Genomic DNA, 14654 nt, shown 5'->3' with positions numbered 1-14654 from the left:
ATCTGCCCCCGCACCGCGGGATCAAGCCCTTATGCCGAGTTCTGCAAGAACGCGTGCGCAGTGTGAATTGGCGGTGAACCGTGTATTTCTTAGCGTATAAAGCGCGGAATAGTAAATCACTTTGTGCGAAACTGAAACAGCGGCGCGATCTGTCTGGCAGCCCCCGGCAGGGGGAACGACGTGTTAAAGCTTTCCCGAATTCCTTCCGATTCTATACCGGAGACAGCCCCTCCGAAAAGCGCCTCGATGCAGCACTGCGCGGAGGACTGAACGGGGAGATGAGAAGCACACCGATGAGGGAAAATGATGAGCACGAAGAATGACTTGCAGATTTTGCTGGTGGAAGATTCGGCGATCACGCGCAAAATGGAGATTAAAACCCTCAACGCCTTGGGCTTCCACAACATCCTGGAAGCCGAAGACGGGCGGCACGCCGTGCGGATGTTGCAAGAACACCCGAAGATCGGTCTGGTCATCAGCGACTGGAACATGCCCGGAATGGGAGGGCTGGAGCTGTTGCGCCATGTGCGCTCATCCTCCGGGCCTTATCGAAACCTTCCTTTCATCATGGCCACCGGACGGGCGCAAATGAAGGAGCGCATGGAGGCGGCTCAAGCGGGCGCCAACACCGTCATCACGAAACCTTTCGCGCCCCAGGAACTCCAGAGCGCCATCGAGGAAACCCTGGCAGGGAAGACCCTCGCGGAACACGCCGTGTCTCAAAGGCGCCAGGCCGAAATCCTGCCATCGGGCAAGCTCAAGCTCAAAATCGCCCACATCCAGATCACCGACCACCTCACCCTCGGCGTGCTCAAGCATTTTATGGAAAGCGGCAAGCAGGTCCCCCGTTCGTTCCAGCTGGAAACCGTGTGCATGTCCAGTTGGAACCCGGTCCAGAAAGCGCTGGCGGAAGGCGAAGTGGACGCCGCTTTCATCCTGGGTCCCATCGCCGTGGATCTTTTCAGCTATGGTGTGCCGGTGCGCATAGTCCTCCTGGCCCACAAAAACGGGAGCATCGCTGTGCGGAAAAAAACCCCCGTCCAGTCTTTAAGGTCCTTTTTCGCAGGGAAGACATTTTACATTCCCCATGAGCTGTCCATCCATCACATTTTGTCCCACATGTTTTTGACCGGGTTGGGATTGAACCCCGGTCCCGCCGGGCGGGAGGGGTGCGACGTCACCTACGAAGTGGCACCTCCGGTGCGCATGCCCGAAATGCTGTCGAGCCAGGAAAACGCCTGCGGCTTTATGGTCGCCGAACCCATCGGGACCAAAGCCATTGCGGGAGGCGCTGCGGAAGAGCTCTTTCTTTCGGGCGAACTGTGGGAAAACCACCCGTGTTGCGTGGTCGCCGTGCGCGAAGAGATCATCCAGGACCACCCCGAGGCGGTCCAAGAGCTGGTGGCCATGTTGGTGCACGCAGGTCAATTCATCAGCAGGAACGCCGACACCGCCGCGGAAATCGGCGTGGAGTTCCTCGACCCTCAGGGAACCCTAGGCCTGAAAAAAGCCATTCTCAAAAGCGTACTCACGGACCCCATGGGCATCAAAACGGACGATCTTCTGCCCGTGGCCGAAGATTTTATCAAGATTCAGGACTATATGCTGGAATCCATGGGATTGGGCACGCGGATAGATATCCACCGGTTACTGGACCTGCGGTTTGCCGAAGCCGCCTGCCGCGAAACGGGAGGGTTCCGGCGCCGTTCGATCCTCCATGATGCCTCGACTTTCGCCCTCAAGAAAGCCGAAGCGCTGGAGACCGGCACCACCCTTTCCCACAAAACGAACCTCGACCGGGAAGGGCAGTATCTCATTTTCCATCTCATGGATCAGGCCTATGGTGTGGATGTGCTTTCCGTCAAGGAAATTGTGGGAATGATGCCCATTCGTTCCGTTCCGGGTTTGCCTCGGGCGTTCAAAGGCGTGTTGAACCTTCGAGGCACGGTGATCCCTGTGGTGGATCTTCGGCTCAAGTTTGGTCTGCCCGAGATTGCGTATCATGATCGCACGTGCATCATCATTTTGGAAACCCATCAAAACGGACGGCGACTTCCCCTGGGTGTGGTGGTCGATATGGTCTCGCACGTGGAGAACATCAAAGCTCAGCACATCGAAGACAGTCCATCTTACGGGTTGGGCGCCCCGCTGGATTACATCGCCGGCATGGCCAAAGACGGCGACACGGTCCGCATTCTTCTCGACGTCCAACGCCTCTTTTCCGCAAAGGACACCGCAGCCGTTTCGGAATCCCTGCGGGAACCCGAAGCCGCCTGAGAGGAGTCGAAGCTTTCCGGCGTGTTGGACAAGCGCGACGGGGTTGACGGCGGGACCTTTCCGCCGTAGACCGTGGGGGCGGGCACCGGGGCGGGCGCCTGCCGGCTCAAAGGGTGCGGGAACAAGGCGCTGGATGGCGTATTTCCCGATGGAGCTCAGCCACCCGGCAGAGAACGCCTCGTCCCTGCACTCCTGGAGAGCCCCGGCAAGGGAAACGGACACAAACCTGCACCGGAGTGAGCCAACCCCCAAAGCCCAGGTCCCTGCTCATAAGGGTTCCAAGAGGGCGTGGGCTGGTGCGAGAGGCCCAAAGACCTAAGCCGGGACCGTGCAACGGTTTATAAAAGGGAAAGGTTCGGCGGATAGGTTCCCCGAACGAGCGGGAGCCATGCCCAGGATGACGCGCCGTGGAGTGGCTTTCCACAAGGATCGGCACGGGCGGTGGACAAAACGAAGTTCTCGGCCCTCAAGAGGTATACGCCCCCGGCCCACATCCCCCGTGCATCAGCAACACGCCGCACCCCGTGGGCGGGCTCCTTCGGAGATGTCGCGCTCATTTCCGCTCTTGCGTTTGGTTGCCCAGTTCTCGTCCGGCGCCATCACCCTCTTCCAGAGGCAGCCAGATGGTGAACTCGGTGCCCTGGCCCACCTGACTCTGCACGCGGATCATCCCCCCGTGGCGGGAAACGATGCCGTAGGCGACCGCCAGGCCGAGGCCGGTGCCTTTGCCGACCTCCTTGGTGGAAAAGAACGGTTCAAAAATCTTTTCCAAGTTTTCCGGCGGCACGCCGCAGCCGGTGTCCTTTACGCTGAGTTCAACACCAAGGCGTTTGGCGCCTTCCCGGCTCATGGACAAGGCCACACGGCTGGACACCGTGACGGCTCCCCCTGGTTCCGTGGCGTCCAGCGCATTGAGCAAGAGGTTGAGCAGGACACTCTTCACTTGCTGCACATCCATTGCCACCAGGGGAACATCCCGGCCCGGGATGTATTGCAGCTGAACGCCCTTGACCGCCGCTTGATTTTCCACCAAAGGCAAGGTGTCCAGAACCACCCGGTGGAGGTCCGACGGTTCCATGCGCAAAGAGGTTTGCCGAGAAAAGTCCAGCAAGCTTTTGACAATGCGCCGCACCCTCTCGGTCGCCTCCACAATGACCGTGAGCATTTCCCGGGCTTCCTCGTCCAGATCGTCCCGCTGCAAAAGGAGATGGCTGCAGGTGAGGACCCCTGTCAGAGGGTTGTTCACCTCGTGAGCCACGCCCGCCGCCAGTCGCCCGATACTGCTCAGCTTTTGCGCCATGACGAGCTTGCTTTCCGTTTCCTGCCTCTGCCGCGTCTCTCGATCGCGCAGGGCTTCCAGCATGGAGGCAAAGGCCTTTTGCACCACACCGATCTCCCCCTTCACGGCGGGCCCGAGATCGGGCCGCATATTGCCTTGGGAAACCTCCGCAGCGGCGCGGCTCAGCCGCACCATGGGGGTGATGATCTTCCATTCCAAAAAATATCCCAGCCCAATGGCCACACTCATCCCCAAGATACTCAACACCGCAAAAAGCAAAATGGCCTTGTCGCGCACATCGGCGTAAGGTTTTTCCAGCACGCCCACGTAGAGCATGCCGAGGGGACGGCCGTCCAAATCCTCGATGGTTTCATAACAGGTGATGAACCAGTCGCGGACGACGTAGGCTCGGTCATTCCAGCGTTTTCCCTGACCCAAGACATGGCGGGCCACGGCCGGGGAAACCCGCGTGCCCAGAGCGCGGTGACCGTCTTCTTCCAAAACATTGGTGGCAATGCGAACATCCTTTAGGAAAATGGTCACGGTGCCGTGGCTCCCGCCGTCGGGCTCCGTGCCGCGGAACAGGCTGTCGCGAATGGCGTCCACAAAGGCTGAGTCTCCGTTGAGGACTTTGACGCCGAAAAGAACTGTCGAGCCTTCGCGAGGGTTTTCCACCGGCACGGCCGCCGTGAGCACCATGGCCTCTTCCAAAAAAGAGCTCGGCTCGGCGGTGTCCGGCGAAGAAGGCTTGAGGGGCAGTCGAGCCTTTTCAGCCAGGGCGGGATCGAGGCGCGCCATCTCGGCCAGCGGAAGCACCGTGGTTCCCCGGACCGGCCCCTGCCGTTGCCGGGCTTTTTCCACCCAAGGAAGGAATGTGGGGTCAGCCTGAATCCGTCGCAGCCGGTTTGAGGAGTAAACCCACAGGCCTTGGGTTTCGTGGGCCAGTCCGACTAGATCAAAGGATTTGTTTTCCGAGAGAATCCGAAGGGACGACTCCAAAACCTCTCCGCCGAATTCCTTGTGAAAGCGGGGAAAATCCGCCGTTTGGGCCGCCACGGACAGGGCCAGAGCCATCTTGTCCAAATGATCCGCGTACATTTGGCGGGCGGCGTTGAGGTCTTGAGTGACACGGATTTTCGCCTCGCGCAAAAAAGTGTCGTAGAGCACGCCGCCGCCGACCAAAAGGGGAACGCCTCCCGTGAGAAAGGAAAAGAGAAGAAAGGTGGCGATGAGCTTGGTGCGGGTGGAGGCCAAAGCGGCAGAGCTTTTTGAGAACCGGCCCATGGGAAGCCTCATATGTGGGGGAACATCGTCTTGGGCGCCCGCCACAGCTGGGTCAGCGTAAATCCGTCTTTGTCCCTCAGAGCAGGATCACCTCACCTCACGGTGCATGATCCCATCCTCACGGTAGAATTCGCCTGGGTCCTGCGGGCCTCCGCAGGCCCGTTGCCGAATCGGATGGTCTTGTGCAGCCGCAGCCTTCCCCTCTCCGAGGAAAAGCATCCGGAGTCCTCGGATTTCGCGGGACCGCGGCTCGTGCGGCGGCCTCTCTTGAACAATAGCGCCGTTCTGCTATCATGCGCAAACAAAACCCAAACGGAAGGTGCTGTTCCTATCCCACTCAAGGAGCTCGGGATGCCCCAAGGCCGGTTCGACCTCAAAGCGGTCATTTTCGATTTCGACGGTGTGCTCGTGGATTCGGAACCCCTTCACTACAAGGCCTTTTGTGAGGTCCTGAAGCCGTTGGGTTTGTCGCCTTCCTACGACGTCTATGTGGAGCGCTACATTGGGTTCGACGATCGGGACGCGTTTCGAGCCATGTTTCAAGACGCCGGTAAAGATCTGGACCCGGATCTTTTCGAGCGCCTCTTGCTCGCCAAGGAAGCCGCTTTTCATCGGATTGTCGCCGAAGGTGTGGTTCCCTTTGCCGGAGCCAGGGAGTTGGTGGAGGACATCCAGCGGGCCGGCCTTCCCTTGGCCATCGCCTCTGGTGCCAAGACGGCAGAGATCCGTATGATTCTGAGAAGTCTGGGCATGCTGGAGGCTTTTTCCGTCATCGTGTCGGCCGACGACGTGCGCGCCGGCAAGCCCCATCCGGAAACCTACGAACGGGCTTTGAAGGCGTTATATGCCATGCACCCCGCCCTTCGCGGGGATCCCGCGTCCGATGGCACTGCACCCTCGGGCGTTGTGGTTCTCGAAGACACTCCCACGGGCATCCAGGCGGCTCGAAGCGCCGGTCTTTTCGTGGTGGCCGTGGCTCATACCTATCCGATGGCCGACCTGCAGCAGGCCCATTGGGTCGTGCCTCGCCTTGCGGATCTTTCCCTCTCACGGCTTCGCCAAGCCGCGGAGGCACACGCTTCGCGGCCCGATGGATAATCTGAGAGGGCGGTTTGGAAAAAGATGCACCCCGCCATGCCCATGCCGACAGGACACCCTCTCCCACGCCGCACGGCATGGGACGGCGAAACGGCCTACCGACGGCCGCGGGCATGGCAAGCGTTCGATAAAAAGCATGTGCCTGTTTTGGGACAGGCTTTCCCGCGTGCCGCTTCATCAGGAAAGGAAATCCCCATGGAGCTTGTGCCTTCTTCGGAGATCGCCCAAAGAATCGTCGCCTTTCAGGCATTGCTTCAATCGCATCAAGTGGATGCGGCGCTCATTCGCCAAAATGCGGATCTCTACTATTTTGCCGGCACCGTGCAGGACGCCTGGCTGGTGATTCCCGCGTCGGGGCATCCCGTTTTTGCCGTACGCCGGGACGTGCTCCGGGCCCAACAGCAAACGCCTCTGAGGCCCGTGATCCCGTTGGAAACCCTCAAACAGCTCCCCTCCTTGGTGGATGAGGCTACAGGACGCGCCTCGCCCCGCACCCTCGGCATGGAACTGGACGTGTTGCCCGCCAACATATTCTTTTTCTTTGACGAGAAGCTTTTTCCCAAAGACCGCATTGTGGACGTCAGCGGGCTCATTCGCCAGGTTCGGATGGTGAAGTCGCCGTGGGAATTGGACATGATGCGGAGCGCCGCCGTGATTTCCGATGCCGTGGCTCGAGCGGTGCCTCAGTTTTTGCACGAAGGTCTGCGGGAATGGGATCTCTTGGCCGAACTGGAAAGAACAGCCAGGCGTGCGGGCCACTTGGGCTTCTCCCGAGTCCGCGGATTCAATCTGGAAATCTATTTCGGCCATGTCCTTTCAGGGCCGGAAGCCGCCGAAGCCGCGTATGCGGATCAGCCCACGGGCGGTCCCGGCATCAGCCCGGCTTTCAGCCAGGGGTCCGGGTGCCGCACCATTGCCCGAGGGGATTTGGTCAGTGTGGACACCATGATGAACCACAACGGGTACCTTAACGATCAAACGCGAAACTTCTGCCTCGGGCCTCCCCCCCAAGTGCTCCAAGACCGTTATGAGATGTGCCGGGAACTCCATCAATGGCTCAGGGAACATGCCGTCCCAGGGGCAGTCACTGGGGAGCTTTACGACCGTGTGTTGGAGAAAGTCAGGAAAGCTCACCGATCAGAGCACTTCATGGGGCCGAACGACAGCGGCGTGTCTTTTCTGGCTCATGGCTTGGGTCTGGAAGTGGACGAATTTCCTTTTATCGCCAAAGGCCAAAAGATGGTCCTGCGGGAAGGAATGACCTTCGCCTTTGAACCCAAATGGGTGATTCCAGGAACGGGCATCGCCGGCTACGAGAACACCTATGTGGTGAATGCCCATGGCGCCGAGCCGTTGAACGTGACTCCAGAGGACCTCGTCATTTTCGATTGAACGCGGAACGGGCGTGTTTCGGTCCGCGATTTTTTTAGGTCATCGCCGCGAGGTCCCTGAAGCCCTCAAACGTGGGATGATCTTCCCTCCGGCCCGGTGCTCGATGGATCACTGCAGAGCCAAATGCGGCGCCCGAAGAAGTCGGCTGATGCAGCGGCTGTAGTATTGGATCTGCTGACGCTCAGCCGTGTATTCAAACTTTTCTACGGCTTTGTCTTCACCTTTGGAGTCGTCGACCCGTCTTTCCAAGAGGCCCTTTTCCACGAAATAGGCCAGGGCATTCCCGGCGACGATCTTAGAGATGGATTCGGGCCTTTCGATGAGTCCCATCTTGAAATGCTTTTCCCCGGCGGAGAGGACCTTCTTGATGAAATCTTTTTCCAGGTAGGGTTTCTTCTGCACATAGCGCAGGGACCGAAGCACCAACCAATAGGTTTCGAAGAAGTTTCGAATCAAGCCGTGGAACGTTTGGGCGGCCATAAGCCCGCGGTGGGTGAGCATGTAAGGTTGGTCCTCTGCGGGCTCGAGACTGCGCAACCATCCCAGTCTTTCAAAAATATCCAGAACATTCTTGACCAACTGGTGGTCCCTTAGGTCCATGTCATAGACAAATTCATATTTGAAGAAATCCTTCATGAAAGCCAAGTCATCCAGGATGTCTCCCAAACTGAATCGGAAGGTTTCCTGCTTGAGGATGGATGTGGAGACGAAAGCCGCCGGAAGGAAGAAATGAATGATATTGTTTTTATAATATTCCAGTGTGAGTCGTTTTTCGTCGTCGATGATAAAAACTTCTTCCTCCAGTTCATCATCTTCGTCTTTGAGCCGGTCCAGAAGCTTGCTTTTGACTAAATCTTTAAGCGTGTCCTCGATGATGACGTCGAAGTTTTGGAAGCTTCGGGAAAAACGCACCCGGTTTTGTTCCAAGTATTGGAGGAACACCTGGATCGACTGGAGCAGTTGGCCTTTGGCCATACCCTTGCGGGCCCCGGACAGGAGCGCCGCGGAAACCAAGGCGTGGGGCGTCACCAGAGAGACCTGGTTGATGTTGGAAATGATCCGGAAGGCGAAGTCTCGGTACATGGCATGGCGCACCTTGGACGGCAGCGTTTTCAGGTCGTAACGCTGCCGCTCCAGGTAGCGCCGCAAGGATATGGGTTCAGCGAAACGGACATAAACCCGCCCGTATCGCTTCTTGAGAAACCTTCTGGCACGCACGAGTTGCCCCAGGCTTTCTTCTTTTTTGCTGCCCCCGGTGATCTCATTGACATAGACTTCCTCTTCCGGGATCCTGTCGTAACAGATGGACGTGGGCACAAAGACCAAATCGTCACAAAAACCTTCCTCCACCGCCTGAATCAGGATGGCTAAAAGCCCTAATTTCGGCAGCACCATTTTGCCCGTTCGGCTGCGGCCCCCTTCAATAAAAAATTCGATATTGTGTCCAAATTTCACCAAGGTCTTCACGTACAGGGAAAAGACTTCGGAGTAGAAGCGGGCACCTCGGAAAGTCCTGCGGATGAAAAACGCTCCGCCTCGGCGGAAAATCGGCCCAAGGGGCCAGAAGGACAAGTTTTTTCCCGCGGCGATAAATGGGCTATACAGGTTGTTACGGAAAAGAATGTAAGAAAGGATAAGGTAATCGATATGACTTTTATGGCACGGCACATAGACCAGGGTGTTGTGACGTGCGGCTTTGCGCACGCGATGCAGACTCTCCATATCCACTTCGATGCCGTCAAAAAGATTGTTCCACATCCACGTGAGCAGCTTTTCGCCCAACTGAATCAAGGTATAGCTATAATCTGCGGCGATTTCTTCCAAGTATTCATCGGCCTCTTTGCGGATTTTCCACACGGGTTCCCCGGAAGCCTTGGCCCGCCGCTTCATGAAGGCCTCGAGCTTCGGGTGGTGCAAGATGATGTCCTTGAGTTCCAGCTTGCTCTTAATTTCAGGGCCCACCACGGCCCGCCGAATCTCCTGAACGGACTCGATCAGGCTTCGGCGCAGTTCGAACACCTGTTTGCGGCGCTCCCACGGATCTTCGGAGAGTTCTTTTTGCACTTGGGAAAGGTCCACGGCTTCGCCCACTTCGATCGCCCCGTAGGAGTAATTGCGAACGAAGGAGACGAGCTTTCTCACCAAACCCGGGCTTTCCGGATTCCCGAAGGCAATGTCCCAAAAACCCCGGCGCTCCCGTCGAGGAGCCCGGCTGTAGAGGAGCATCAAAGGGACCACGTAGATCGGTCGGGAAAGGTCTTTCTGGATGGAGAGGAGATGTTCGAGAGGGTCGTGGCGCACCATGACAGTCCGTTGATAGTAGCCTTTTTCTCCCAGGAGAAAGAGCAGTCCCGATCGCCCCTGGCGCACCAAATCTTGGTAATATCCGTGCTCGTAAGGATCCGGGACCCCGTCGCGGGTGAGATGCTTGACGAAATTGCGGAGGGCGACGGCGGCGGCGTAGGATCTGGACTGCCAAAAATACGGGCGGAGATCGAACAGAAAGGTGGGCGTCGGAAGCCCCAACTGGTAGAGTCGCAGGCTCACGTAGACGAAATCCAGTTGGGATCGATGTCGGAGCGCGTAGATGATGACCCCTTTTTCGGCAAGACTTTCCAGGAGCTTTTGTTGATCTTCGGTGATGGATGTCTTGGCGATGAGTCTTTCAAAGATCGGGCTCAGGAAAAAACGGGGTTTAGACGGAACGGAAAAACCGAAGGGATCGTCTTTCAGAGTCTGTTTTTCCTTGCCTTTATTCCCGAAGACGGCATCCTTGACAGACTGGTACCACGTGCGCATCGTGCATCCTTCCTTGTGAAACAAATGGATCGATCTGTGGCCACGGAGCGCCGTAAATTATCAAAAGCCGATTCGTTTAGGGAAAAATTTTTCTGAGGAACCAACGGGAGGGGTTCCGTGCTGAGCGAACTTGTGGTCCATAATTTCGCCATCATCTCCCACCTTCAGGTGAGCTTCGATTCCGGCTTCACTGTGATTACGGGGGAAACGGGAGCCGGAAAATCCATCCTTGTGGGGGCCGTGAACTTGCTTTTGGGCAGCCGGGCATCCCAAGAAATGATCCGAACCGGGGCCGAAGAAGCCACAGTGGAGGCTCTTTTCACTTTCGAGTCCCCGGACATCCTGGCGCCTCGGCTCCTCAGCATGGGGGCGGATCCCTCGACGGAACTGGTCATCAAGCGCACCGTCAGCCGCTCCGGAAGAAATCGTGTGTTCATCAACGGCCGTCTGGCCACTTTATCCCAATTGCAGGCCTTGGCCACCGGACTGATATCCATCTCCGGCCAGCATGAACACCAGATCCTCCTCAATCCCGAGGTCCATCTGGACCTCCTGGATCAATACGGCACCCTGAGCGAAGAGGCCGACGCCGTGGCGGGTGCCTACCTCGAATGGACTCAAAAGCTCGAGGCCGTCAAGAGACTCCACCAGCTGAAGCAGCAGCGCCGGGAACAGATGGAGTTCATGCGTTTCCAACTTCACGAGCTGGAAGCGGCACGTCTTGTCCCCAACGAAGATGAAGAACTTCAAGCCGAGCGGAAGCTGCTTCAGAATGCCGCCACTTTGCATGAGGCCGGCGAGAGCGTGTATCGTTTACTGTACCGAGACCAAGGGGCCGTTCTGGAAAAACTCAACGAAATCGGCAAACACCTCCACACCATTGCAGGCATCGATCCGAGTCAGAAACCCGCCCTCGACCATGTGGAGCAAGCCCGCATTCATGCCGAAGAGTTAAGCTACCTCGTGCAACGTTACCTAGGGACGATCCGTTTCGATCCGGGACGACTGGCGGAGGTGGAGGATCGACTGGCGGTTTTGGGCCGATTATCGAAGAAGTACGGCCCCACCGTCGCGGATATGATCCGCAAACGCGACGACCTCCGGAAGGCGCTCGGCGACGAGAGCGCTGTGGAATGGGAAGAAGCAGCGCTCCAGAAAGAGGCAGCCCAAGCCGAGGCACGCTTGAGGCACCTGGCCGAAGAGCTATCCCGAAAGAGGCGGTCGGCAGCCGCGCGACTTCGAGAGGACGTGGAAGAAGTTCTGGCCCGTCTGGATCTTCCCAAAGCCCGATTTGATGTGATGTTCGCCACGCCGCCGACCGATGATCCCCGCGGAGTCACCGCACACCTTACCGCCAAAGGCATCGATCGGGTGGAATTCCTGCTTTCGGCCAATCCCGGTGAAGACCTGAAACCCCTTGCCAAGGTGGCCTCCGGAGGTGAACTCTCGAGAATCCTCCTCGCGCTTAAAACCCTGCTCAGCCGACAAGGCGAAGCGGAGACCTTGATCTTCGATGAAGTGGACTCGGGCATCGGCGGGCGCACGGCGGAACTCGTCGGCCGTCAGCTCCAGCAACTGGCCAAGCGCTTTCAGGTGATCTGTATCACCCATCTTCCCCAAATTGCCTGTTTCGCAACGCATCACTACAAAGTGGCCAAGGAAAGCCATGGGGAAACCACCCAAACGGCCATTAACCGACTCACGGCTCAGGAGCGGGTGGAGGAAACGGCGCGGATGCTGGGCGGCGTGGTCATTACCGACAAAACCTTGGCGCACGCCCGGGAATGGCTCGAACGCGCTCAGAGTTCAGCCGGCACTTCCGACGAAGTTTCCTGAAGCGTGGACGCTCATTGTTCACGCCCTGCGGCGGCGTCGTCTGCACCCACGGGGACGATCTGCGGCACCAGTTCGCCGGCTTTTCCCATGAGGCTTACGTGGAAAGCCCGACTGTAGGGCGTCGGCTCGAGATTGATTTCAACCACGAAGGCACCGTGATGTTGAGCGTAAAGCCCCATGGAAGCAGCGGGCTGAACCACCGCGGACGTCCCGATGACCAGCATGAGATCGCATTTTTCCAGTTTTTCGTAGGCCTTAGCCAGCACATTGGGGTCCAAAGATTCGCCGAACCACACCACATCGGGTCGCAGCAGGGCTCCGCAAGCTTCACAGTGCGGCGGAAACGGGATGGGAACCCTGCGGTCTTCGCTTTTCCGACCGCATCCCGTGCAACGGACCCACCAGATGTTGCCATGGAGTTCCACAACGGCGCGGGAACCGGCGGCTTGGTGCAACCCGTCGATGTTCTGGGTGAGGATAACGAAATCCTTGCCGTAAGATTCCAAGGCCGCCAGTGCCCGATGAGCGGCATTGGGTTTGAGGGGCTGCAAAACCTCCCGCCGATAATTGTAAAACTCCCACACTAACTGGGGATTACGGGAAAAGGCCTCCGGGGTTGCCAGGTCCGTGGCTCGATAAGTCCGCCATAATCCTCCGGCTCCTCGAAAGGTGGGCACTCCGGATTCCGCCGAGATCCCCGCCCCGGTAAGCACGACGATCCGCCGAGCGTGGCGCACCCTCCTTTGAACCTCAGCCATGTCTTTCGCCGCGTGGTCCGGGCGAGTCACAGGGCGCCTCCTTCGTCCAGGGATTGAAACATTGCGTAGATGTCCAGCCCGCGCCGTCGAAACCCTTCGAGCCCGTAAGCCATGTTGGCCTCAAGGACCCACCACTTTCCGTGCGCGTAACAAATGTCCAGGCCCACTTCGTCGAATCCACACACCGCGGCCGTCCATCGAGCGAACTCCAAACCGTCCTCGGGAATGTCCTCAAAACTGATCCTTCCCCCCTGAGAGACATTGTTTCGGAAATCCCCGGGTCGGGCGATGCGCCAGTAGGCATGAATCACCTGACGGGCGATGAGCACCACGCGCAGGTCTTTATCGATGGGGAGGTATTCTTGAATATACGCAGGATGATGATCCGCCAGGTAAGCTTTGAGGTCGTCTTCCGTGCGCACCAACCAGACGCCGTCACCCTGCGACGACCCCACAGGAATCTTGGCGACCATGGGGAAGGAAAAATCCGCCGCAATCCGACAAAGCCGATCTTTGCCGTAATAGAGCCGGGTGCGCGGGTGAGGAATGCCCAACAATTGAAATAGAGCGGTCTGCCGAATCTTGTTCCCCATGAAGAGATAGTAATTCCGAGGGAAAACGCGTTTTCCCAGAGACCGGAACAAGTCCTCATAGAGCCGGCTGGGATAATAGACCGTCGGGCTTCGAGCAAGAGCTTCCCGCACGTCTTCAGGGTAGTCCAAATAATTGGCTTGCACCCCGACACACCGCACAGAAGAGCACCGACGCAGACGTTTTCCTAATGAGACTTTGTCCTTTTTCATCTTCCGGAATCCGTGCGATCTCCGCCATCGCTCATCGCTTTACTGTTTTGGGGTCAGGATGTGAGTTCGACACCGGCCTGCGGCAACAATACCGTCGGGGCAGTTTCCCGTGACTGCCCTGAGTCGACGCGGTCCACTGGATCGGGTCGGAAGCCGGTGTTGGGGCGCCCCCGGGGGCGTACCCCTAAGAGGACAACGGTGCTGCAGACGTGTGTTGGCATAACGATATACCCGAATTCGTGGAACGAAATGGCTTAGGCCGACCTTCAGACATCCACATCGTTGCTCCTGCCAGGGGAACATTCCATAGGCGGCTCTATAGCATAAAAGAGACGGAAATTCATCATGGTGTCTTCGGGAAGACAGTTGTAGGCATAGAGGAAATCTCATGGATCATGGATGCTTCTTTGCCTCAGCGAAATTTCTGTGGCACAGATGGGGATCCCATGTCAAAATTTTCGCGGCTATTTTTCTCGAGAACGGAAGGAGCGTGGCCATGGTTCGGATCGTCGCCATACACGGAAGCCCAAGAAAGTCGGGGAACACCTCTACGCTGCTGGCCCATGCCGTGGAAGGGGCCCGGGAAGTCGCAGCCGTTGTCGATAGTTTCCATCTGCGGGACCTCAAGATCTCTCCATGCCTGGAACTCTATGGGTGCAAGACGTCCGGGCGATGCGTCATCGAAGACGATTTCCACAAAGTGGCCGACGCCATTGTCCAGGCGCACGGCATCATCATCGCCTCACCCGTCTTTTTCTATACGGTGTCCGCCCATACAAAGATCTTCATGGACCGCTGCCAGTCTTTTTGGGTCAAACGTTACTGGATCGACGGCACGCCTTTCGGTTCTCGGGCTTACCCACGCCGAGGGTTTTTTATCGCCGCGGGGGCCACACGCGGGAGAAAGCTTTTCGACGGTGTGCTCCTCACCGCCCGTTATTTCTTCGACGCCCTTGGAGCCGATCTGTGGGGCACCCTGCTGATTCGGGGGGTCGACGCCGAAGGTGACATTCTCAAACGCCCAGAGGACTTGCTCGAGGCGCGCGAAAAAGGTAAAGAGTTCGCCCGGGCACTCATGGATTCTCACTGAGGGCCCTGCAGGAGCCACACGGCGTGGCCGCCGCCCCA

9 protein-coding genes are annotated in these 14654 nt (G+C 58.0%); 5 read left to right on the top strand and 4 right to left on the bottom strand.

Annotated features, from left to right (window positions below; all coding sequences use genetic code 11):
• The first annotated feature begins 303 nt into the window (after positions 1–303).
• Positions 304–2277 carry a chemotaxis protein CheW gene (locus ACZ5K9_RS14915; protein ID WP_464272113.1) on the top strand — a complete coding sequence of 658 codons (1974 nt, stop codon included), beginning with the start codon at positions 304–306 and terminating at the stop codon, positions 2275–2277.
• Positions 2278–2830: 553 nt separating this feature from the next.
• Here the strand turns inward: ACZ5K9_RS14915 and ACZ5K9_RS14910 are convergent.
• Entirely contained in the window at positions 2831–4840 is a 2010-nt protein-coding gene (locus ACZ5K9_RS14910; protein ID WP_464272112.1) for a sensor histidine kinase, read from the bottom strand.
• Positions 4841–5191: 351 nt separating this feature from the next.
• On the opposite strand from ACZ5K9_RS14910, the gene ACZ5K9_RS14905 reads away from it, so the two are divergent.
• A complete protein-coding gene (locus ACZ5K9_RS14905; protein ID WP_464272111.1) occupies positions 5192–5938 on the top strand; it encodes an HAD family hydrolase in 747 nt (248 codons plus the stop codon).
• A gap of 195 nt (positions 5939–6133) precedes the next feature.
• The gene (locus tag ACZ5K9_RS14900; RefSeq protein WP_464272110.1) at positions 6134–7330 is read left to right on the top strand and encodes a M24 family metallopeptidase; all 1197 of its coding nucleotides are present in this window, start codon (positions 6134–6136) and stop codon (positions 7328–7330) included.
• Between the two features lie 108 nt (positions 7331–7438).
• On the opposite strand, the gene ACZ5K9_RS14895 is transcribed toward ACZ5K9_RS14900, so the two are convergent.
• Positions 7439–10129 (bottom strand): 1-acyl-sn-glycerol-3-phosphate acyltransferase, encoded by a 2691-nt coding sequence (locus ACZ5K9_RS14895; RefSeq protein ID WP_464272109.1) that lies wholly within the window; start codon positions 10127–10129, stop codon positions 7439–7441.
• A gap of 117 nt (positions 10130–10246) precedes the next feature.
• On the opposite strand from ACZ5K9_RS14895, the gene recN reads away from it, so the two are divergent.
• Positions 10247–11965 carry a DNA repair protein RecN gene (gene recN, locus ACZ5K9_RS14890; RefSeq protein ID WP_464272108.1) on the top strand — a complete coding sequence of 573 codons (1719 nt, stop codon included), beginning with the start codon at positions 10247–10249 and terminating at the stop codon, positions 11963–11965.
• A gap of 11 nt (positions 11966–11976) precedes the next feature.
• Here recN and ACZ5K9_RS14885 read toward each other — a convergent pair whose 3' ends face one another.
• Both ACZ5K9_RS14885 and ACZ5K9_RS14880 read right to left on the bottom strand, forming a co-directional pair.
• Positions 11977–12753 carry an SIR2 family NAD-dependent protein deacylase gene (locus ACZ5K9_RS14885; protein ID WP_464272107.1) on the bottom strand — a complete coding sequence of 259 codons (777 nt, stop codon included), beginning with the start codon at positions 12751–12753 and terminating at the stop codon, positions 11977–11979.
• The gene (locus tag ACZ5K9_RS14880; protein WP_464272106.1) at positions 12750–13526 is read right to left on the bottom strand and encodes an ATP-grasp domain-containing protein; all 777 of its coding nucleotides are present in this window, start codon (positions 13524–13526) and stop codon (positions 12750–12752) included. Before ACZ5K9_RS14880 ends, ACZ5K9_RS14885 begins: the two co-directional genes overlap by 4 nt.
• Positions 13527–14022: 496 nt before the next feature.
• On the opposite strand from ACZ5K9_RS14880, the gene ACZ5K9_RS14875 reads away from it, so the two are divergent.
• Entirely contained in the window at positions 14023–14616 is a 594-nt protein-coding gene (locus ACZ5K9_RS14875; RefSeq protein ID WP_464272105.1) for a flavodoxin family protein, read from the top strand.
• Positions 14617–14654: the final 38 nt, after the last annotated feature.

It is taken from the genome of Desulfosoma profundi, assembly GCF_055387865.1.
This window is presented reverse-complemented; position numbering and strand designations above follow the sequence as displayed.